The sequence below is a fragment of the Archangium sp. genome (genome assembly GCF_036277355.1).
Lineage (GTDB): Bacteria > Myxococcota > Myxococcia > Myxococcales > Myxococcaceae > Archangium.
Window position 1 is genome coordinate 138424 of the sequence record NZ_DASUNC010000016.1, and the last position, 21475, is coordinate 159898.

17 protein-coding genes are annotated in these 21475 nt (G+C 70.4%); 3 read left to right on the forward strand and 14 right to left on the reverse strand.

Annotation, left to right across the window (positions count from 1 at the left end):
• Window positions 1-3 precede the first annotated feature (3 nt).
• Genes VFZ09_RS03465 through VFZ09_RS03530 form a run of 14 tightly spaced genes read right to left on the reverse strand, consistent with a single transcriptional unit; the run spans window position 4 to window position 15881 of the window.
• Window positions 4-2448, reverse strand: coding sequence for a phage tail protein (locus VFZ09_RS03465; RefSeq protein WP_329726017.1), 2445 nt, complete (start codon window positions 2446-2448; stop codon window positions 4-6).
• Window position 2449: 1 nt separating this feature from the next.
• A complete protein-coding gene (locus VFZ09_RS03470) occupies window positions 2450-4816 on the reverse strand; it encodes a putative baseplate assembly protein (RefSeq protein ID WP_329726018.1) in 2367 nt (788 codons plus the stop codon).
• Between the two features lies 1 nt (window position 4817).
• Entirely contained in the window at window positions 4818-5210 is a 393-nt protein-coding gene (locus tag VFZ09_RS03475; RefSeq protein ID WP_329726044.1) for a GPW/gp25 family protein, read from the reverse strand.
• Between the two features lie 21 nt (window positions 5211-5231).
• The gene (locus VFZ09_RS03480) at window positions 5232-6821 is read right to left on the reverse strand and encodes a hypothetical protein (RefSeq protein WP_329726019.1); all 1590 of its coding nucleotides are present in this window, start codon (window positions 6819-6821) and stop codon (window positions 5232-5234) included.
• Window positions 6815-7519, reverse strand: coding sequence for a phage baseplate assembly protein V (locus tag VFZ09_RS03485; RefSeq protein WP_329726020.1), 705 nt, complete (start codon window positions 7517-7519; stop codon window positions 6815-6817). The genes VFZ09_RS03480 and VFZ09_RS03485 overlap by 7 nt, the downstream gene beginning before the upstream one ends.
• A complete protein-coding gene (locus tag VFZ09_RS03490; protein WP_329726021.1) occupies window positions 7519-8604 on the reverse strand; it encodes a hypothetical protein in 1086 nt (361 codons plus the stop codon). Before VFZ09_RS03490 ends, VFZ09_RS03485 begins: the two co-directional genes overlap by 1 nt.
• A 12-nt stretch (window positions 8605-8616) precedes the next feature.
• The gene (locus tag VFZ09_RS03495; protein WP_329726022.1) at window positions 8617-8805 is read right to left on the reverse strand and encodes a hypothetical protein; all 189 of its coding nucleotides are present in this window, start codon (window positions 8803-8805) and stop codon (window positions 8617-8619) included.
• Window positions 8806-8808: 3 nt separating this feature from the next.
• Window positions 8809-9717 (reverse strand): hypothetical protein, encoded by a 909-nt coding sequence (locus tag VFZ09_RS03500; RefSeq protein ID WP_329726023.1) that lies wholly within the window; start codon window positions 9715-9717, stop codon window positions 8809-8811.
• A gap of 4 nt (window positions 9718-9721) precedes the next feature.
• Entirely contained in the window at window positions 9722-10243 is a 522-nt protein-coding gene (locus VFZ09_RS03505; protein ID WP_329726024.1) for a phage tail protein, read from the reverse strand.
• A complete protein-coding gene (locus tag VFZ09_RS03510; protein WP_329726025.1) occupies window positions 10240-11703 on the reverse strand; it encodes a phage tail sheath protein in 1464 nt (487 codons plus the stop codon). The genes VFZ09_RS03505 and VFZ09_RS03510 overlap by 4 nt, the downstream gene beginning before the upstream one ends.
• Window positions 11704-11738: 35 nt before the next feature.
• Window positions 11739-12194, reverse strand: a complete 456-nt coding sequence (locus tag VFZ09_RS03515; protein ID WP_329726026.1) for a phage tail protein — start codon at window positions 12192-12194, stop codon at window positions 11739-11741.
• A 17-nt stretch (window positions 12195-12211) separates the two neighbouring features.
• The gene (locus VFZ09_RS03520; protein ID WP_329726027.1) at window positions 12212-14509 is read right to left on the reverse strand and encodes a phage tail sheath family protein; all 2298 of its coding nucleotides are present in this window, start codon (window positions 14507-14509) and stop codon (window positions 12212-12214) included.
• Window positions 14510-14520: 11 nt separating this feature from the next.
• A complete protein-coding gene (locus VFZ09_RS03525) occupies window positions 14521-15258 on the reverse strand; it encodes a hypothetical protein (protein WP_329726028.1) in 738 nt (245 codons plus the stop codon).
• Window positions 15255-15881: a DUF4255 domain-containing protein gene (locus tag VFZ09_RS03530; protein WP_329726029.1), complete on the reverse strand. Its 627-nt coding sequence runs from the start codon at window positions 15879-15881 to the stop codon at window positions 15255-15257. The genes VFZ09_RS03525 and VFZ09_RS03530 overlap by 4 nt, the downstream gene beginning before the upstream one ends.
• Before the next feature lie 309 nt (window positions 15882-16190).
• Here VFZ09_RS03530 and VFZ09_RS03535 point away from each other — a divergent pair, with 309 nt between their 5' ends.
• The 3 genes from VFZ09_RS03535 to VFZ09_RS03545 are packed head-to-tail and all read left to right on the forward strand — an operon-like array spanning window position 16191 to window position 21470.
• Window positions 16191-17213, forward strand: coding sequence for a hypothetical protein (locus VFZ09_RS03535; protein WP_329726030.1), 1023 nt, complete (start codon window positions 16191-16193; stop codon window positions 17211-17213).
• Window positions 17122-20334, forward strand: coding sequence for a hypothetical protein (locus VFZ09_RS03540; protein WP_329726031.1), 3213 nt, complete (start codon window positions 17122-17124; stop codon window positions 20332-20334). Before VFZ09_RS03535 ends, VFZ09_RS03540 begins: the two co-directional genes overlap by 92 nt.
• Entirely contained in the window at window positions 20331-21470 is a 1140-nt protein-coding gene (locus tag VFZ09_RS03545; RefSeq protein ID WP_329726032.1) for a hypothetical protein, read from the forward strand. The genes VFZ09_RS03540 and VFZ09_RS03545 overlap by 4 nt, the downstream gene beginning before the upstream one ends.
• The last annotated feature ends 5 nt before the right edge of the window (window positions 21471-21475 follow it).

Sequence of the window (21475 nt, forward strand, 5' to 3'; positions counted from 1 at the left end):
CGGTCAACCTCCTGCGTGAAGTCGAGGGTCGAGGCTGGGCGGGCGCTCGATCAGGTTCTTGCTTCCGAGCGCGCTCCGCCCCACGCGCATGGGTTGTGGCCTGGGCTTCGGGCCCAGATACGTGTCGATGCCGACGAGCGAGGCCACTCCCACCATCAGGGGCTGGCTCGCCAGCTTCACCGCGAGGCTCACGTGCGCGGGGGCTTCCTGCTCGGCCACGCGCTGGATGAGGCCGAACTCCTGGGCATCGAAGTCCTGGTGCACCAGCACCGTGACGCGATGGGCCTGCTGGTTGAAGAACTCCTCCACCGCGGCCTCCTCGGCCGCCGTCTTGGGAAGGTCCTCCCCGAAGAGCGCGAGGAACTCCTTGCGCCGCTCGTCACCCAGCAAGAGCGTGTCTCCCACGAATGAGTTGCCGCTCTGGTGCAGGCCGGGCAGGAGTGGATCCTCGTCGTCCGACAGGTCGATGCCGAGGAGGGTGGAGAAGGTGCGACGCAGCCGGAACTCCTCCACGATGACCAGGCCCCCCCGCGACACGGCACCGCCCGTGAGCGCATCCAGGGCCCATGACAGGCCGCGCAGCGTTCCCCGCCAGGGCCGGATCGCCGGGGCCGCCTCCAGCATCTGGCGCCGCCGCTCGCGCGAGAGCGCGGGATCGAAGGAGACACCGAGCCAGGCCGCCAGCCACTCGAGCGACTCCTCCGGCACCGTGCGGGGATCCGTGAGCAGCGAGGCGCTCGCGATCCGGTCCTCGAGCGGGGTGAGGATGCCCTCGGCGAGACCGAGGAAGCGCTCGAGGAAGTCGGCGGGGGTGCTCGTGCCCTTCGCATCGGCGTCCGGGCCGAAGAGCTGCTCGCGGTAGAGCTCCGGCAGGTAGTGCTCCGCGTAGGAGAAGCGAGGGCCATGGGCCCGGAGCGCGAAGAGCTCGGGAGTGGAGCGGCCGTCACCGACGAGCTGGACGCGCACCCACAGGTAACGCCCCTGGAGCGTCCGGACGTGCAGGCCCGCACGCTGGACGAGGACGGTGAAGAGCCCCCGGTGCTCCGGCTCGGGCGCTTCGGTCATCAGTCCGGGGTGGAAGGGCAGCTCCGAGGGCGTGGGCAGCCATACGCCTCGGGGCACATGGAGCGCGGTGCTCGCCGGAGCCACGTCGCCGAAGACGTGCTCGTGCCAGGCGGACGGATCGTCCTCCAGGGGACGCTGGGGCGTGCTCGTCGCGGCGAGGAATACGCGGATGCCGCAGCGGGGCGGAATGCAGGCCTCCAGGTAGAGCCGGTGCCAGATGGCGCGGGCGCTGCCTCCATCGATCAGGGGCGTGCCGGCGCCCGTCTGGTTCCGCATGGCGCCCGTCGGCGCGAAGGACGGCAGGGAAATGGGGTGCAGGGGCGCGGGCGCGCCGTCCTGCGTGGGGTAGTGCGGGGGCGCCGTCAGTCCATGCAGCAGGGGGCCCGCCGCGTACGAGGTGAGGGGGTAGTAGTCCCCGAGCGGGGCGGCGCTCGGGACATCCTCCTCGAGCGCGTAGGCCACGGCGATGATGGACGGGGTGGACGTGCGCAGGAGCACGACGATGCGATCGGCCGACAGCCACGCGAAGCTGAAGGGCCGGCGGGCACGCAGGAGGGTGATGGGCGCCGTCAACTCATTGCCCGTGAAGAAGCGGATGCGCGCATCGTTCCCGGAAGCGCCGGCGCTGGCGGCGTCGTACACCCAGCTGAGCAGGGCGAGCCGGCCCTCGGGGCTGGTCGCGAGCCCCACCAGCACCTCGCCCGGCAGCGGGGGTGCATCCAGCACGAGCGACATCCTCGGGGGCTCCGTGTCCTCTTCCTGTGGCCGGAAGACCGTGGGAGCGCGCTCGCGCAACACGTCCCGGTACAGCGGAAGGCCCGAGACCCGGGCGAGCCGCACCCGCGCGGGACTCGCGGGCGAGAAGGACGTGGGACGTGGAATCGCGAAGACGCCTCCCTTCGGAGCGGGGGCGAGCCGCCACGCCTGGAAGTCCGCCACCGAGACGGTCGCCGGAGCCCAGCGGTCGCGCAGGTCCTTCAAGAGAACCTTGCCACCGCCATCGGCTACGTACAGGACGTCATCGTTCCCGAGTACCAGGTCCGAGGGTTGGCTGAGCGGATTGCCCGGGTCGAAGGAGAGCAGCCCGAGGGGCTCGGCGTCCGCTCCCGCGGCCATGATGGCGCCCTGCTGCGCGTCGAGGTACGCCCATGTCCCGAAGGCGTCGAACGTGCCCGGCGTCTGCTGGACGAGCAGCTCGGACTCGGCCTGGCCCGCGGCGTCCGAGGGCTCGTCCCAGTGGAAGTCCCCGGGCGCGCTCGCCAGCCGGACAGTGCGGCGGCTCGCGTCCCGGTGGACGTTGGAGTGCCCGTCCTTGTCCAGGAGCGGCTCCCAGTGGCGGAGGGGCTCCGCCAGCATCCAGAATCGCAGTTGGTTCGCGTCCATGTCAGCAGACCTCGGGGACGACGGGCACGGCGACTCCGGAGGTGCTCTCGCCCGCGAACGGATCCGGCGCTCCGCGCAGCGTGTCCGGCAGGCCACCGTCCGCGTCGACGACCACGGCCAGCAGCTCGGGGAGCTGCCACGGACGGAGGATGAGCTCGACGGGCGTGCTCGGATCCGGGCCGCGCAAGGGCTGCCAGCCCGGGGTGCTCTGACTGGAGCTGGCGGGAAGCGCGGCGCTGGAGGCGCCCTGGGATGCTCCCGACGAGACGGCGTCCCCCATGAAGCGGGCCGAGGTCAGCCCACCTGCGTACCCCTTCGTGGTCTGGTTGACGGGCTTCACCCAGCTGGCGCTGAACAGGCGCACGCCGGTGATGGAGTCGACGCCGGGCACCTGTGCGATCGCCACCTCCAGCTCCCGGTCGCGCACGGCCCTCGCGAGCGGCCAGCCCTCGCCCTGCGGCCCGCCCGGAGGCAGCGGCCACAGCCAGCGGAAGAGGGCCTCGCGCACGGCGTTCACCACCGTCTCCCGGCCGAAGCCCTCGCGCACGGTGATACCGGTGGCCAGGCCGAGCGGCACGTACTCGCAGCCAATGACATACAGCTCGGTGGCCAGCGGACGGCGCGCGTCCAGGTTCGTGTGCACGGCCTCCAGGAAGGGACGATCCGGGCGCGGGTTGGGCGCGCGGAAGGTGTTGGACGGTGGCAGCACCATGACGCTGACCACGCCCGGCACGTTCTCGCGGCGCTGGTGCGGCTTGAAGCGGGGCAGCACCTCCACGCGGCCCGGGGACGCGCCGGGACTGCCGGCCGCGAGCCACCGGAAGTCCTCGGCGGTGACCGCGCGCTGGCCATGGCGCAGGGTGGCCGGGATGCGCCGCTCGGCCTCGGCGAGCGTCTCCGCGTCCTGCCCGCCCAGCGTGGGCAGGCTCTGCACCACCTTCAGCGTCCCCGTGGGCGCCGTCCCGTCGAGCAGGGTGGCGTTGAGGGCCTTGAGGGTCCCCGCGGAGAGGTTGCCGGCCACGCCGCCACCCGTCCTCATCCGCGCCACGCGCACGCGCATCCCGGCGGACGGAATCCGTCCCCGCACTCCATCCCCGAAGCGGACGGTGCCCGCCTCCGCGTCGAGCTGGAACACGGCCTCGTCCCGTCCCGCCAGGGACAGGTCGTCCACGGCGGCCCAGGGCCGGTAGCCCATGCCCGGCTCCTCTACCTCGAGCTGGAGCGTCTCGCGTTCGACGGAGCCCGTGGGCAGACGCAGCTCTTGATCCGCGGTGCCGTCGCTCTGGCCGATGACGAGGGCGGTGTACGTGCGCCGCTGTTCGATCTCCACCGCGTTGATGCCCACCCAGCTCAGCGCGAGGTGGGAGAGCTTCACGGTTGGCCGCAGCCGCAGCCACGCGACGAGCCGCTCCGCGCGCTTCGGGTCATCCAGCCGCGGGGGACGGTCTCCGACGCCCGCCTTCAGGTTGTCGCGCACGTCGTTGGAGGGCACGCCGATGTCGCTGCCGGGCATGAGGAGATGGAGGACGCCGCGGCGGGTGAGGCCGAGCGTCGAGTCGTGGGCCACCGAGAGCGGGTGGTAGGTGGGGTTGCCCTGCGCGTCGGGCGTGCCGGTGAGCTCCCACTGGTGGGGGATGCGCGCGCGCGGGCCGATGTCCTCCACGAGCGCGGGCACCTCGATGGCGGGCATGACGCCCACGCTGAGCATTCGCGGGGCCCCGTTGGAGCCCGTCTTCAGCTCCGTGCGCACGGCCTCCACGCTCTGTCCCTCCGGCGCGAGCAGGGCGAGCCACAGGCCGCGGTCCACCGTGCGCTCGATGAGATCGAACCCGGCCGGCTCGCTGGTGTCGTGGGGGAAGAGCGCCGTGGTGACGTAGTACGAGGCCTGGGCGCCGGGGGCGAGCCCGTAGACGCGCGAGAGGCCGGGGAGCAGCTCGCCCAGCTGCTTGCGCTCGGCGCTGGTGATGGGCCGCTTGTAGTAGGCCTCGGCCGTCAGGTTCAGCACGGTGAGCTCGGTCCGGGTCTCGAAGGGCACGGGCCCCTTGAGCTCGGCGGACGCGCGCAACACCTGGGTAGGCTGCGGGGTCGGGCCGTCCTGGAACACGCTCACCACGCCCGTGGCGGCGGTGGCCGGCCGGAGCTGGATGCCGAGCAGCCGCAAGAAGGCGAGCCGCTGCCGCTCGGGAATGAGATTGGCCCGGTAGAGAAGCGTGTCCGCCAGCCAGGCGAACAGCTCGAGCATCGTGCGGCCCGGGTCTCCCACGCGGGCGTGGGTCCACTCGGGCGTGTGGGCCGGGATACGGGCCAGGAGCTCCTCGACGAGATCCTCGAAGCTCCGGTCATCGAGTCGGGGCGGGACGATGGGCATCCTAGGCTCCGAGGTCCAGGGTGAGGCCGAGTGCCTGCACCGCGCCATTGCGGCGGAGGCGGTAGACGAGCTCGACACGGACATGCGAGGGCGCGTCATCGACCTCCAGCACGTCGATGCGCTCCACGTCGATGCGCGGCTCCCAGCGCGCCAGCGATTCCGCGACCAGATCGCGGATGCGGCGGCGCGTGGTGAGCACGTTGGGCTCTCCGACGAGCTCCTCCAGCCCCGCGCCGAACTCCGGACGCATGAGCTGCTCACCGGGGCGGGTGCGCAGGATGACCTCGATGGCCTGGCGCACGCTGGTGTCGAGCGAGGGGAAGTGGAGCTCCCCGCGCTCGTCGGGGACGGGCAGGAGCGGGAAGCTCACCGGGGGTCGTGCAGGGGTCGTCATCACGTACTTCTCCAGTCAGCCTCACGGGAACGAGGGCGGGCGCGCCGCGGCTCGGCGCGGCAGGGGGATGCAGATCTTGATGAAGGGCAACCACCAGAAGAGGAGGTTGAACAGTGCGAGGAAGATGCTCAGCACGATGAAGGCGCAGAGGGTGATGATCGGGATGTTGAATCCGCAGATCCAATCCAGCCCGCCCGAGCCTTGTCTGGCTTTCTGCTCGAGGAAGTCCTTGGGCTTGTTGCTCGCGAGCAGGTTGAAGATGTTGCCCGGGACCTGGAAGGCCACATTGGGCAGGAACTTCTTCACGTTGTCCGGGGTGATGGGCGGAAGGGCGACCTGGACGGGTGGCAGCTTGCCGTTCTCGTACCAGGCGGCGATCTCGAAGGGCTGGCTGGGCGCGCTCCAGACGAGCGCGGGAGGACAACCGTCATCACGCCGGACGCGGATGAATCCGCGTACCTCGTAGCGGTCGCTGGAGGGATCGAACCGCCTGCGCCGCGGCAGGAGGCTTCCGAGCCGCGCGGCGGAAGCGTCCGAGGCGGCACGCACGAGGGTGGAGACATCGCTGGCCGACAGGCGCGGCCAGTTCCTGGGCATGAGGAACGTCTTGTCCGGCTTCTCGAGGACGAAGACATCGACGGCCTCCGCGAGCACGTCTCCCAGCGGGCGCTTCTGGGGCGCGGTGCCGTGCTCGCACGGGATGCGGTTGAGCGCCGCGTGCAGGCCCGCGTGCTCGAAGGCGTTGAAGACGCTCACCAGCTTGCGCAGCATCTGGGCGAACTGCTCGAGCCGTTGCTCGGCCTGCGAGACCGCGCCTCCGGAGAGCGCCGGATCCGCGCGCAGCTCGTCGGCGTACCGGATGGAGTAGCGCTTGTTCGCGATGCCCTCCAGGCTCACGCCAGTGTTGGCGGCGAAGTAGGGCGCGAGCATCAGGCGCAGCTCGTCCTCCTCGTAGCGCATCGCCTGGGCGACCTCGCCGGAGATGGCCTCGGAGCTGGAGACGGGCACCAGCCCGTAGAGGATGGTGCGGCGCGCGGCGGCGCACACGTGCGGGGGCGCCACGAAGAGCAGGGAGACGCTCTCCTCCAGGGGCTCGGGGGCGCCGAGCGTGTTCTCCAGCAAGGCCTCGAGCTCGGGATGGCCGGCGGGGTACGCGGCCCCCCGGCGCGCTGGATCGGGATCCCTGTCCTGCTCGCGTGCATCCGCCAGGGGCACCCAGCCGCGCACCTCACCCCCGCGCTTCATCCACGCCTCGCTCCGGCCCGCGCTGGAGCCGAGCCGCCGGACCACGAGTCCGCAGCTCTCGATGCGCGAGGGCTCCAACCGGGGCTCACCGAAGGTGTCGCACGCGGCTTCGAAGACGGCCAGGTGGAAGGAGTGGTGGACGGGCTGGTGCAGCTTGAGCCCCTGGGCCCGCTCACCCGCGTTGCGAACCGTCCTGGCCAGCCGCTTGCGGCCCTCGTCGCTGGCCAACTCCTCGAGGAACGCCTGGACGAAGTCCTCGTCGGTGCGCTCCACGAGCACCGGACGGTTGTCCGTCGCGGGCATCGGGCGGCCGCTCCCGGCGTCGAAGGTGAGGCCGCGGAAGATGATGGGGTGATCGCCTACCATACGTTTCCAGCTCCGGGCGTGTAGGTCGCGGCCACGACGGTGGTGGCCTGGAGGACGTCGCATTTGACGATGCCGGAGAAGGTGGACATGGCCGCGTCCACCTGGACCTGGGCGGCGCTCACCTGGACGCGGCTGGCGGAGACCTTGACCGTGAGGGGCGTCTCGATGCTGACGCCCTTCGTGTCCAGGGTGACCTTGTTGCCGGCCGCCTCGAGCGTGAGCTGCCCGCCACTCGTCTGCGTGAGGGTGACGCGCTGCCCACCGGGCGTGGAGAGCGTCACGGTGGCCTGTCCGTCCGTCTCCTCGACGATGGCGATGCGGCTGCCGCGCCGGCCCGTGAGGGTGTAGCGGTCCACTCGCTGCTTGTTTCCGCCGAGCTGCTCGGGAGCGCGGTCGGTGCCGTTCCAGAGCCCGCCGATGACGAGCGGCTGGCGGGGATCTCCGTTGACGAAGACGACGGCGACCTCGTCCCCCACGTCCGGCAGGAGGAAGGCACCCCGGCCGCCTCCGGCGATGGGGACGGAGACGCGGGCCCAGAGGGCGGCGTCGGCATCTCCCACGGCTTCGGGTGTGCTCACCAGGCGGACCTGGACGCGGGCGAGCTCCTCGCGATCTTCCACCGAGATGACGCGCCCCAGATAGGTGCCGTGCAGTGCGCCGAGGTTCGGCGCCGAGGGAGGAGTGGGCAGGGGTTGCATCAGGGGGCTCCCAGGAAGGCGCACTCGGCCTCGAAGTCGGTTTCGTACCCGTGCGTCAGGGCGTAGCGATGGCAGGCGCGGACGACGTAGTAGGTGTTGTCGAAGCGGCGGCCCAATCCCCGGAGGGTGACGTGGGTGCCCACGCGCAGGGAGGGATGGCCCTCGGAGGTGCCCTCCACGCAGACGAAGCGGCGGGCGCGTTGATCGAAGGCCGCGGAGGCGATGGCCCGCGCTTCCTCGTCCGTCATCGCGGGGATGTTCCCGAGGTGCTCCGAGCGAGCCCCGAGCGTCTCGCGCAGCAGGTCCGCGCCACGCCGGCCCGCACCGGGCCCGAGGCTCGTTCCGGTGCCCTGGCCCGAGACGCGCTGGCCCGCGCGCGCGTCCCAGCCGGAGGCGGTGATCTCGGTCACCTGGTGGGCCAGGTCCACGGTGACGCGCGCGCGCCGCAACTGGCTGTACAGCTCCAGCTCGACCGCGCCCCGGCGCACGTCCTGGCGCGGGGAGACGTGGAGCTCCTCTCCCACCACCTGCAGATCCCCATCGCGGGCGGAGAGCAGGCGCCGCAGGAAGGCGAGGTCGCTCTCGTTGAGCTGCACCTGGGTGCCGATGCGTTCGGAGAAGCCGGTGATGACGGGGCGCATGCCCAGCCGGGTGGCCAGCTCCCGGGCCAGACTGTCGATGCCGACGTCCTCGTGCACCTGGGTGCGCCGCGCGAGCCGCGCCCGCTGCAGCGCGTCCTCCGCCAGCACGAGCAGCTCGGGTCCCTCCGTTCCCTCGAAGCTCGCCTCCAGCCCGGTGACGAGCCCGCGGAAGATCTCCCGCGGCGCGTTCTCGTCACCGGCGTAGATGGCGATCGACGCGCCCAGCCGGAGGATCGCCTCGTCCTCGAAGGCCAGGCCGACCTGGCCATCCTCGAAGCGCGCCGTGTTCTCCAGACGCAGCTCGAGCGAGGACATGCCGCCCTCGGACTCCGTGAGGCGCATGGAGTTGAGGAGCTCCTTCACCTTGTCGGAGGCGCGGCCGTTGATCCGCACCGTGGGTTGGGCGGAGTAGATGCGCGAATGGCTCAGTTTGCTCTCGGGCATGGGCTTCCGTCCTCAGTCCGCGTGAAGCCTCGTCCGGCGCCACGCCCTCATCCGCAACTCCCGCTGCACGTCCTCGGCATGGGGGGGCCGCGACGTGGCGGCCTGCTGCTCCGGGGGCGCTTGTTCCATGGAGGGCTGCTCCGGCTCTCCGGGCTCCCCCTGCACGCTGCCAACCACCTCGCCAATCGAGACGATGCCCATCGCTCATTCCTCCTCGAACCGGATGCGCGCCCGGGTGCTCCCACCGAGGCGCGAGCCCCGTGTCCTCATCCGCCCGCCCAGTTCGAAGAGGGCACCGTCATCCGTGGCGTGGGTGTGGGTCTCCACGCGGTTCGCGAGCCGGCGGGGATCGAGCCGCTGGGTGAGCGTGGCGGAAGGCGTCCTCAACCCCGCGAAGGCGGAGAGGGCCGCGGGGGCGCCGCCCGGAGAAGCGCCGCCGCCGGGCGTGACGCCGAAGCCCGCGGGAGGGGCGAGCGCCGCCGGCGCATCGACGGTGAGCGTCGGCGAGCGTGGAAAGCGCATGCTCTCCTCGCCGTTCTGGGCCGCGATGGCGCGCCCGGCCTCGGGAGCTCCTCCCCGAGTGGCCGTCGTGGTGGTGGAGCCTCCCAGCTGCGGGGCGCTGACCTCGGCGGGGCCCGTGGTGTCTCCGGTGTCACTCCAGCCGGCGGCCTTCGTGTTGGCCTCTCCGCGGGAGAAGATGTCCTCGTCCTTCGTCATGCCGAGCGACACCGTGGAGCGCAGCGGCACGCCGTCCACCGAGAAGAACTCGAGGGTCTCCTTGTAGGAGTCCACGATGCCGGTGAAGCTGAAGGCGCCCCAGTCGAACGTGACCTGCGGGGGCGGCTGGTTCTTCTCGCCCAGCAGGCGCGCGATCTCCACCGTCTTGTCGCACACGTTCTCGAGCGTGTCCGTCGTGTCGAAGACGAGGTCCACCGAGAGCTTCGCCGAGCCCTCGTTGACGACCTGCGAGCCCCCGTTCTTCTTGCTCTTGCCCTTGCTCTCTCCGAGCCGGGTGGACAGGGTGAGCGAGAGCGTGGCCGGGTTGAAGTGCGCCGGGATGATCTTGTTCGTGCGCTTGATCCGGAACTCGGCGGTCTTCTTGGGCGCGGTCATCGTGTCATCCTCCCTTCGTGTTCAGGGTTTCGAGGAAGAGCCCCTCGTGGGCCAGGTGCAGCTCCTCGATGCCCACGTCGGTGGCCCTGGCGTTGAAATCCGCGGCCTTGAACTTGATGGGCAGGGCCCGCTCCAACCTCCACGCGAGCACCACGGTCTGCTCCGTCCCGGGCGGCTCGGGCAGTGCCTTGAGCTGGATGCTCACCGTGCAGCGGTGGCCGTAGTCCCCGCTGGCGACGCGCTCGAACCACTTGAAGAGCCTGCCGTCGCGGGAGATGCCGCGCTTGAGCACCACCGTCGCGAACGTCACGGGGCCGGCCCGTTGGATGGCGCCGAGGTTCAGCCCACCGGCCTTGATGACCTTGGGCTCCATGGTGGCTTCCAGGCCCGTGCACTCGGAGAAGGCGCCCGCGAGTGGAGGATTCAGCGTCCCTCCGACGCCCTTGGGCAGGGGCGCCTCCTGGAAGTAGACCTCGAAGCGGAACGCGAACAGGGGATCCATCGGCGGGGTGCCGGGCTGGTTCATGGTGAGCCCTCCGTGCGCAACGAGATGGCGCCTTCCTCGGCCACGGTGAGGATCACGTGGAGGCGTTCGATCGCCGCCGCGGCGTCGAACTCCACCTCCGCCACCAGCCGTCCCGCATCGATGTCGTCCTGGGTCATGGTGGTCCGGTCGCAGCGGACCTGGAACGCCTCGCGCGCGTTCGTGCCGCGCAGGGCGCCCACCTCCCAGAGCCGGACGAGCACGGCCTCGAGCCGGTACACCAGCGCGAGCCAGGTGCGCGCCTGGGAGGGCTCGAACACCACGTCCTGGCCCACCCGCCGGGCGGCGCGCAGGAGCACGGACAGGAGCCGGTTCACCCCGGCCTGCCGCCAGGTCTCGCTCGGGCTCGTGGTGACGTCGGAGAGGACGCGAAGGCCACCGGGCGACGGCCCGAGCATGGACACCCGCTCCAGCAAAGGGCGCACCGTCCCCCCGGCGAGCACCACCGGGGGCGGCGTGGAGAGCGTGCCCCGGGCCATGAGGGGGAATAGGTCCTGGACGTCCGCCAGCTCCAGGTTCATCGCGTTGCGGAAGGTGCCGCGCAGGAGCGCGTTGCGGGCGAGCACGCCCGTGAGCAGGCCCTCGGGGCTCTCGAGTCCCTCGGGCAACGCACCGGAGCCGGGCGTGCGGGCCCACGGATAGACGAGCTGCACGAAGGCGCTCTGGAAACGTTGGAGATGGCCCCTCTCGAGCAGGAAGCGGTAGGGCGTCTCCTCGAATATGCCCGGCAGGGGGATGGCCGCCACGAGCTGCACCTCGCGGACGTGGCGGCTCAGCAGTGTCTTCAGCCGCACGAGGAAGCGCGACCAGCGTTCGTAGCCGGCCTCGTCGCAGCGGGGCGCGGCCCGCGTGGAGGTGAGCGCCTCCCCCGGCCGCGGGGGCTGCTCGGTGCAGTCGACGAACACCTCCGGGCTGGCCGGGACCTGGACGGGAGGCGGCAGGGGCTCGGCGTCCACCGCGAGCGCGGCGGCGAGGTCCGGCACGCAGAGGAACGACACGTCCGGCAGCCCGAAGAGGTGCGCCGCTCCCTTCCAGGTGGTGCGATCCCGGGGCGAGGCCTCGAATTGCTCCCCGGTGCCGGGGAGCAGCTTGTCCGGCCAGGTGGCCCGGAGGTCACGGCTGGCCTTCGTGGGCCAGGGCTCGGCGGCGCGTACGACGTAGCACTTGCGTCCGCCCTGCGCGAAGAAGGAGCGGACGGCGGCGCCCAGGTACGTGCCCTCCGAGTCGAAGAGCCGCGCGAAGTCGCTCCAGCGCTCGATGGGCACCGGGACGTTGTCCAGGGCGAGGGGTTTGCCCCAACCCTGCTCGAGGAGCCACTGCTGGATCTCCGGCGGAAGGGGCGCGCCGGAGCGGCGGACGAAGCCCACGAAACAGGCGACATCCGCGCGCTCGGGTGCGCTCACCGGAGCGCGGGCATTGGCTTCGAAGACGAGGCCGTTCATCCCAGTTCCCTCTCGTGTGCGTGCGAAGCGCCAGGTCAGGCCACGTTCGGGAAGCCGGCCAGGATGTCCTCGGCGGAGAGCACCAGCTCCTCCATCGCGACATCACCGCCACCCTTGGCCGCCAGCGTGGGCCCCGTGTACTTCATGGGCGTCACGTTGAGCAGCTTCCACGACTGCACCGGGGTGCGCGTCTCGTCCAGGAGCGTGATGAGGACGTAATCCTTGCGGCCCTGCACGCCCGTGCTGCGCACGGCTTCGATCCAACTCCAGACGACCTGGGAGTTGATGACACCGCGCTTGAGCGTGACATCGCCCGTCTTGTAGATGCCGGGCACCTTGCGCACGTGGTTCTTCGTGTCCGTTCCCTCCCGGTACTCGGCCATGGCGAACTCGGTGTTCAACCCCGAGACGTCGGAGAAGCCGCCGAAGGAGTCACCGCCAAAACTGATCTCGAAATTGAATGCGCCGTACGGCGTGGGACGCGTGCTCATGTGTGTATTCCTTTCCCCTAATTGCGAGCGTCAGCCGTCTTCTGGCCGATCCGGAAGATGACGAACTCGGCGGGCTTCACCACGGCCACGCCTACCAGGCAGACGAGGCGGCCATTGTCGAGGTCGTCCTGGGTCATGGTGCTGCGGTCGCAGCGGACGAAGAAGGCCTGCTTCGGGTCGCTGCCGAGCAGGGCTCCCGAGCGCCACTGCGTCTCCAGGAAGCTGGCGACCATCTCCCGGATGTTGGACCACAGCCGCTCGCCATTGGGCTCGAAGACGGCCCACTGCGTGCTCACGTCGATGGAGCGCTCCAGGAAGTTGAAGTAGCGCCGGACGTTCACGTACTTCCACTCGGGATCCGAGCTCGCGGTGCGCGCGCCCCAGACGCGGTAGCCGCGGCCCGGGAAGAAGCGCAGGCAGTTGATGCCCAGCGGGTTGAGCACCTCCTGCTGCGCGAAGTGGATGTCCGTCTCGAAGCGCAGGGCGCCGCGGACCACTTCGTTGGCCGGGGCCTTGAAGACGCCGCGCTCCGCGTCATTGCGCGCGTAGATGCCGCAGATGAAGCCGGAGGGCGGCAGGGCGATCTCCTTGGGGATGCGCTCGTCGCCCGGCCGGGCCAGCGGATTGGCCACCACCACCCACGGGTAGTAGAGCGCCGCGTGCTTCGAGTCGATCTCCCCTCGCCAGGCACGGGCCTGGGTGGCGCCCTGTTCCGGAGGCGTGTCCAGCACCGCCACGCGGTACGCGCGCCGCTTCTCGGCGTGGGAGATGAGCGCGTTGCGCACGCCCCGCGCCGTGGTGTCGCCATGGGCCGAGGAGCCCGGCGCGGCGATGATGGAGATGTCCTCGACGCCGGACAGCACGGCGAGCGCGGCCTCGTACTCGGCCGCCGTCGGGGCGCTCCCGTCGCCGCCGTCCTCGAGGGTGAAGGTACGGGGCTGGCCCAGGTCCAACAGGGCGCCGTACATGGCCAGACCGTCCGCCGGGGTGCCGTCGAACTGGATGGCGTACAGCCGCTGGAGCGCCTCGGACTGACGGCTCGGCTCCTCCGAGAGCACGCCGCCGATCCACCGGGGGTGCTGGGGATCCAACCCCACGCCCTCGTAGCTCGCCTCGCGGCCGGCGCCGTCGCGGGTGCGCACCAGCAGCGTGACGAAGTTGCCCACGGGCGCGTCCTTGTCGAGCGGCAGCCCGCTGGCGGCGGCGTGGCTCTCGTCGATCCACCCCGAGGCCGTCTTGAGGTAGGTGCGAGCGCTGCCCGCGCCGATGGCGGGTTGGGCGCCCAGGCCCATGGGGTCCGTCCCGCCCCCCCACGTGAGCCGGGCCGTCTCGCCCATGCGCGTGGTGCGCAGGGCCACCTTGCCGTTGACGGACGTGGCCCGGATGCCCGCGCCGCGGAGCGCCTGGTCCAGCTCCTCCACCGACACCGAGGTGAGGCTGGTGACGTTGGCGGCGCCCACCGTGCCGGTGACGCCCAGCGCCTCGTTCTTCTTCACCACCACGGAGACGCGCGCCCCCGCCGAGGGCACATAGGCCCCGAGGATCAGCGCGGCCGCGTCCAGCCGGGCGTAGCCGCCGTGGAGCTGGCTGTTGAGGGCGTCGACGACCTGCTGGGCCGACAGGTTGGCGGCCAGCTCGATGGCGGGCTGCGCGATGCCGCTGAGGACGAGCTCCACCTGGGTGGGGCTCGAGCCCGTTCCCGAGAAGGAGCCGATGACGGTGGCCTCGGCCTTGCCCACGGCCAGCTTGATGGAGACGGACTCGTCGGACGGGGCCTCGCCCAGCGTGAGCTGGAGCGTGTCACTGGCCGAGAGGTTGAAGGGGGCCGCCCCGCTGCCCTGGAGCAGTGCGGGCGCCGCGTCCCCGAGCAGCACCGAGCCGAGCGGGGCGCTGTCCATGCCCCGGATGGTCGCGGGGCTCAGCACGGGCTCGAGGGTGATGGTGCCGTTGCCCACCTTGCCGGCAAAGCGCGCGGTGAAGCGCGCCGCGCCGTTGATCTCCGCCACCGCCTTCGCCGCGCCCAGGGGCACCGCGCGCGACACGTAGAGACGTGAGCCGCCCTCGTTGAAGTAGGCCCGGACCGCGTGCGCCAGGTAGTTGGTGGCGCGGCCGCCGGGACCGAAGTCCAGGTCGTCCAGCCCTCCGTAGATGCGCTCGAAGTCCGCGAAGCTCGTGATGAGCTCCGGCGTGGCTCCGTGTGGACCGGTGAGCGTCGGTCCCGCGAAGCCGGTGGTGCTGGTGCTCACCCCTTCGATGGACCTGGCGCGGAAACTCTGCTCTTCGACGTAGACAGCGGGTGCGAGGTATTCGGGCACGTGAACCCCCTCTATGAGGTCGGGATCTGGATCCGACGGTGGATCTCCAGGCCGGAGGCGACCTGGAGGGTTTGAGGCAGCGGCGTGAAGCTCGGGGCCGGCATGTCCGGGGCCGGCAGACCCGCGACACTCGGAGCGATGGCGGACTCCAACGTCGCGGGGAACGTGGTGTGGATCAGCGCGTCGCCCTCTTGCTGGCCCCACCGGATGATGGGGATACGCGGGACGAGCAGCAGCACCTCCCCCCGCTCATCCGAGAGACCCAGCCCCTCGACGGCGGGCTTGTCCGGGATGGCGACCCGGAGGCGGATGACCACACGGGCGAGCGGGTTGTCCTGGCCATCCCTGAGGGACAGTCGCACCACGGCGCTGCCCGGCGCGCGCCGGGCCGTGGGCGCGAGGTACATCCGCACGTCCACCGGTGCGAACACGGACTGCTCGGGGTGCTCGGGCCCCAGTGACGCGTCACGCGGCAGCTCGAGCGTGAACCCGCGCGGGAGGTGACGCCCGCTGGGATCCACGACGGTCACGGGAAGGGTGGCCGGGGCTGGCTCGGGCGGCGCCTCGAACCGGGCGGTGTAGCTTTCGAAGCCGGGGGCCGCCGTAAAGGCATACAGGCCCGACGGGTTGCGCACCACCCGGATGCCATTGCCGGAGACGTGGAGGGGGCCGGTGAGGGGCTGACCGGTCTCCCCGTCGAGGAAACGGATGGCGGCCAGGGCCCGGCTGTCGAGTCGTTCCAGGCTCATGCGCCACTTCCCGTGCCGGAGAAGGAGAGCCGCCGCGCCACCACCGGCCTGCCGCTCGGGGTGCTGGGAGGAACGTCGATCCGGACCACTCGCGCGATGTACGAGATGCTGAGGGTATAGGGGCGCTGGAAGGCATCCCAGATGCGCATCAGGTCCTCGTTGCTCAGCTCCGCCGGAATGAGTTGGATCATCTCTCCCGAGCTCCACCCTCCGTCCTCGTTGAGATCCGACGCGCTGAGCGTCTGATGGGTATGGAGTTGGTGCATGGCCCAGCCGAGCAGGCGGTGCTCGTCCCGGGCGTTGTCCGCCCAGACGGTCAGCAGGTAGTGCAGATCGAGCGCGAGCGGTGGGGGCTCACCCGAGGTGCTGCCCGTGTATGGCTGATTCCGCAGGTGCTCATTCATCATCACACGATAGAGAGAGAGCGTCAGCGCCGGACGGCTGGCGGTGGGCTCGGAGGCGGTGGGCCCGCCCCCCAACTCCCGGCTCGACACGAGCGAGAAGACCGGGTCCGCGCCGGAGAGCAGCGTGTCCTTCTGCTCCTGGGGCAGCGCCTGCCAGGCGTGCGCGAAATAGGAGACGAGGGATTCGCCTATGGAATGAATTGCAAGGAGATTCGCCATGATGTCCCCCCGGCCACGGAATGAGCAAACCCAACCGTGCCGGGTCTTCTCCCGACGAAAGCGAAAACACCGTACGTGAGTCTTCATTGGATTTCAATACGTGGAATCATTATCACCTTGGGAGTCATTGGGAGTTCGAGACCCCGGGCGTTGGAGATCCCATGTCTGGGGTTGGGCATGGCGTTTGACTTCTGGGGGAGCCGGTCCCCTCGCGTGGGCCCCCATGTCAGACCCGGGGTGTACGCTCGTGGGTCTCGGGCGGGGAGTGGGCAATGACAGGCATTGCAAGAGTCTTCATGAGGAGTGGAGATGAGCTTCAAGGCTGTCAATAGACCCGAGCCGGCGGGGGCCAGGTCTTCGGAGACCAAGGCCCGGAGCAAGGCGTCCGTGGGCGCGGGTCCGGCGCGGCGCCCGGGCGAGCAGCCGCGGCTCCCCCTCTATCTGAGGAGCGAGGCGGCGGGAGAGATCGATCTGGGCAAGGGGCGGGTGGATCCGGCGGCGATCGCTCCGGATTCCGAGGGGAAGGTGACGGCGCGCCTGCCCGGGCTCGCGGTGGGCGAGCTGGAGCTGGAAGAGACCGCGGACGGATACAAGACGCGGGGGGAGGGTGCAGCCCTGCCCCTGGCCGTGGGCCCGCTGGCGGGCGTGCTCGGCGACTCGCTGGTGTTGGTGGTGCGCATCGAGAACAACGTCATCACCGGCCGCGCCGCGGTGGGAGCGCCCGGGCGTGCCGTCCCCAAGGGGGACTCGGCCCTCTTCCGCGCCATCGAGAAGAGTCCCGAGGCCCTGGGCTGGGCGGGGCTGTCGAAGGTGTCGGTGGGGACCAAGGTGAATGCCCTCGAGGGGGGCTCGCTGACGCTCGGGGCGGAGTCACTGCGCTTCACGCTCGGCGGCTTCGTGGAGGGCTCGGGCAGCTTCAGCGTGGAGGGAGATCACGTCTCCTTCAGTGGCTCCGCCGAGGTGAAGCTCCCGGGCGCCTCGACCGGCAAGCTCGAGGTCAACTACAGCCCCGAGACCGGCCTGTCCGGCGAGGCGCACCTGGAAGTGGGGGTGGGCAAGGTGTCGGGTGGAGTGGATGCCCGGTTGCGGCGGGGCGTGTTGGACATCCAGGGCACCGCCGGGTACGCGGGCGATCGGCTCAAGGGCTCCATCACGCTGGTGGCCACGGACGCGCAAACGGCGCGGGAAATCACCCGCAAGCCTCCGCGGGCGGGGGAGTTGCCGGGGCAGGACGGCGCGGGTGTCGCGGGAGGGTCGGAGGCGGGGGGGGGGTCCGGCGGCCACGCCCATCGCGGCGAAGCCCGGGCCCCGGGCCCTCTGCGGCTGGGGTGAGCTGGACTTCTCGCTGACGGAGTGGCTCACGGGGAAGGCGAAGGTGGTCGTCAACAGCCAGGGCGAGGCCACCGTCCAGGGCGAGATTGCTCCGCCCAAGGAGATCATCCTCTTCGAGCAGAAGGAGTGGACGAAGAGCCTGCTGAAGGTGGAGGCGCGAGCGGCCTACGGGTTGCCGGTGGTGGGCAACGTGTTCGTGTTCGCCAACGTCGGACTGGAGGCGCTGGCCACCATCGGGCCGGGCAAGCTCTACAACATCAAGTTGTCGGGGCAGTACTCGACGGACAAGCAGGTGGACAAGGAGCTCAACCTGCAGGCGACGCTGAACATCTCGGCGTTCGCGGGCCTGCGGCTGCGGGCCGAGGGGGGCGTGGGCGTCGAGCTGCTCGGCCACGACATCAAGGCGGGCGTGGGAGTGTGGGCGCTGGCGGGAGTGAGAGGCTACGTGGAGGCCACGCCCATCATCGGCTACCGGCAGAAGGCGGGAGCGGCGGGAGAGTTCTACATCCAGGGCCACATGGAGCTGGCGGCGCAGCCCTTCCTGGGGCTGGGGGGCGACTTGTTCGTCGAGGTGGACAGCCCCTGGTGGTCGCCGCTGCCGGACGACAAGTGGACGTGGCCGCTGGGGAGCCTGGAGTACCCGCTGCCGGGAGAGTTCGGAATCGGGGCGGACGTGGAGCACGTGCTGGGCTCCAAGCAGTGGCCCGAGGTGAAGTTCACGGAGGTGGAGTTCGACGGCGGCAGGTTCATGAGCGACCTGCTCAGCCAGAGCGCGCCGGGCAAGAGCAAGGGCGGCGAGGACCACAAGCCGGCGAAGTGGAACGAAGGCGGAGCGGCGGGAGCTCCGGCCGGTGGCAAGCCGGGGGGCAAGAAGGACGCGGCCCCCGCGAAGGCGCCCGCCCCAGGTGGCAAGAAGGGGGGCAAGGCGGGTAAGGAGAAGCCCGGTAGGGACAAGCCGGTCAAGGGCAAGCCGGGCAAGGATGATGCAACGGGAACTCCCGGGCAGGTGGGCGAGCCCGTCCGCTTCGACGCGAAGGGCGAGTCGTACCGGCTCTGGATTCAGGTGAAGGGCAAGAGCGCGACCCTCCTGATCGCGGCTCCGCAACAGGGCGCCGCCTCCTGGATTGCCTCCCAGGAGCGCAAGGTGGGCGGCAACCACCCGAAGCAGGAGCAGCAGAAAGCCCATGGGCTCGGAGGCGAGGCCCGGGCGCTGGCCTCGGCGATCGATCAGCACGCCGATCGCGTGGCCTCGGGCAAGGGGGACAAGGCGGCGCTCCAGCAGGCCGATGCCCAGCTCAAGAAGGACGAGCACAGGCTGGTGGGGATGCTGCGGCAGCTCGCGGAGCTCTCCGGCGGCGAGAAGGGCGAGCTCTCCGTCGGCGAGCCCGTCTCCTTCACCGGGGGCAGGGAGGCGCACCGGATGTACTTCGTCGTCAAGGGCGGCGATGCCGTCCTGATGGTCGCGTCCACTCCGACTCCCCTCGGAACCCGGCTCGACGACTTCGCCCAAAGGCTCGAGGGCAGTCACGCGGGAGGCGAGGGCGTGGGGTACTTCTCGGACTACCACACCCGCAACCGGGCCCGGGAGCTGCTCAGCAAGGCGAGGGTGCTCAGCACGGGATTGAACGGAGACGCGGACGCGCTCGTGCGCGAGCACCGCGAGAAGATGGACAAGGCGAGTGCCGCGGAGACGGCGAAGATCCTCGCCGAGGAGCGCTCGCTGGCGTCGATCCTCTCCGAGCTCTACGAGATGTTCGGTGAGCACGTCGGTGACGCCGAGCTCACCATCCGCGCGCGTTATGCCGGAGCGGCGGGCGCGGGCGAGCTCTCGGTGAAGCGCTCATCGCAGGGCAAGACGGCCTATGTGATGGGCAGCGGCCCCATCTTCGGGCTCGTGCCGGGGGCCAGCCGCGGACTCGTGACGGAGGAGATGGCCGCCCTGCGGAAGCAGTTCGAGGCGCAGGGAGACGCTCAGACGATCCTTCCTCCGCCCAAGGGCGTGGAAGACCAGATGGCCGTGTTGAGCCAGAAGGCGAAAGCCGCGGAGGACACCCTCAGCGGCCATCTGCAGGGCCGCTCCAAGAACACCCGGGAAGCGGCGGTCTCGGAGACGACCGGGCACCTCCAGGAGGCCGCCGCGGCCGCTGGCCAGGTGGCGAGCGTCAAGCGGGTGGGCGCGGGCGAGCTCGTCGAGCGGGCCGTCTCCCTGCTGGCGGACGAGAAGAGGGCCGAGGTCGAGAAGCTGGGGTGGAAGGGCAAGACCGTCTTCGACATCTCCACGGAGATCCGCCATCAGATCGAGAAGGATGCCGCGGCCGTCGAACTGCGAGATGCCGAGCACGAGGCGAAGCTGGCGCAGCAGCAGGCCTCGGTGACCCAACAGCCGGAGGTGGAGAAGGACAAGCGTCCGTCCAGGTCGAAGCGCTCGTCGCGTCTCTCGGCGAGCCAAGGGCCCTTCGAGGCCGCGAGGAACACGCCGTCCCGCACCCCGGTGAAGAAGGAGTACACCCCTGCTTTCGTTTCCTCCTTCCGAGGCACGCTCGTGAGCGCGCTGGGGACCTACGAGGAGATCCGCGCGACCCTCCCGAAGGCCAAGGACTCCTTCGCCGCCGAGCTGCTCCAGGCGCTCCACCAGAATCAGGTGCTGCTGAGGTTGCCCAGCAAGGAGCGCAAGGAGAACGAGTTCCTTCTCTCGGAGGAACGGGACGAGGCGGGCAGGGTGAAGAAGCGTTACAAGGACCAGAACCAGCTCGTCGCCGAGTGCCGGCTGCTCTTCCAGGTGGAGATGACACGTGCGGCCGCGGCCTGGGCATTCGGTGTCTCCGGTCTCTTGAATGCAACCAATGCCCAACAAGCCGCCGACGCCTTCAAGACCGACGTGTACCCCCATGCCATCGAGGGCTTCATGGAGGCCTACCGCAAGCACGGCGCGGCGCTCTTCGATGGTGCGGCGAAGAAGCTCTTCGAGGAGCTCGGGGTGAAGTTCCAGAAGGAGTCCCAGCTCGACAAGGGCAAGCACGTCTTCCTGGCACCTGCTCAGCTTCATACGGCCGTGAAGGTCATCGAGGACAAGCTGGCCGAGATGTACGAGAGTTCCCACTCCAGGAAGGGAGCGACATGATGGAGATGGAGAAGCAGCTCTGGCCCTCGCTGCGCCTGGCCTTCACATACCAGGGCGAGCTGGATGAACCCGAATTCGAGGAGCGGCTGCGGGTGGGGAATCTGACGCTCGAGAACCGCCGGGAGAAGGGCGATCTGGAAGTCCTCGAGTGTGAGTCGCGCGACCCGGGCTTCGTGAGTTCGGTGACCCTGACGCGCTCGCGTGAGCTGGCGGATATGGGGTGCGCGTACTTCTCGGGGCCGGATCGCATCGACGTGGCGATGAGTCTCGTCACGGTCCTCCAGTTCATCCCGGCCGGGCTGCTCCACCTCGGGGCCCGTGCGGGCCCGGACAGGCAGGTCCGTGTGAACTCGCTCCAGGTTCTCTCGCAGCTCTACCTGGCGGAGGAGGGCGGCGCCTGTCGTGACTCCCACGTCGAGCACACCACCCGCCTCGTCCGGGGTGATGCCGACCGGGAACTGCGGTGGCGTGCCCTGTTCATCGAACTGGTGGGGAAGCTCCCGGGAGCCCGGCGGCACATCCGTGAGTTGCTCGAGGCCGAGACGGAGGCAAGGGAGCGCCAGGTGCTCGAGGACTTCCTCGCGCGGGCCGAGCGGCAGGAGGGCACGTCCGAGGCGGTGGAGCCCGCGGAAGCCGCCCCCGAGCCCGAGTTGCGCCTGGCGCTTCCGTTCATGCAGCGCAGCCCGCCGCTCGATGCGCTCCTGGAGCACCTCGAGTCCGTCTGTGAGCGGGTCCAGGAGATTCGCGAGGGAGACACGCGGTGGGTGGAGCTGCGGGCTCGCGAGCTCGATGGGCGGATGACCTTCCTCTCTCCCGAGGGCTCGGACGTGGGCTGTCTCTACTTCTCGGGCGCGGATGCCGCGGAAATGGCCATTGGGACAGGCTCCATGCTCGCCTATCTGCCGCCGGAGCTGGCCCGTCTGGCCCTGCGTTCCAGCCGGTTCGATGAGTACCGGGTGCAGGCGCTCCACGCGCTCGCGCTGTCCGCCTCGACGCGGATCCTCCCTGGCGGGGGAGTGGATGCGGAGCTGCGGGCTCTGCTCCAGGCGGCCATGGTGGACCCGGTGCCCGAGGTGAAGGGTGCGGCCATGAACATGAGCTTCTTCTTGCGCGAGGAGTTGTCCCGAGCCGGGTAGCTGGG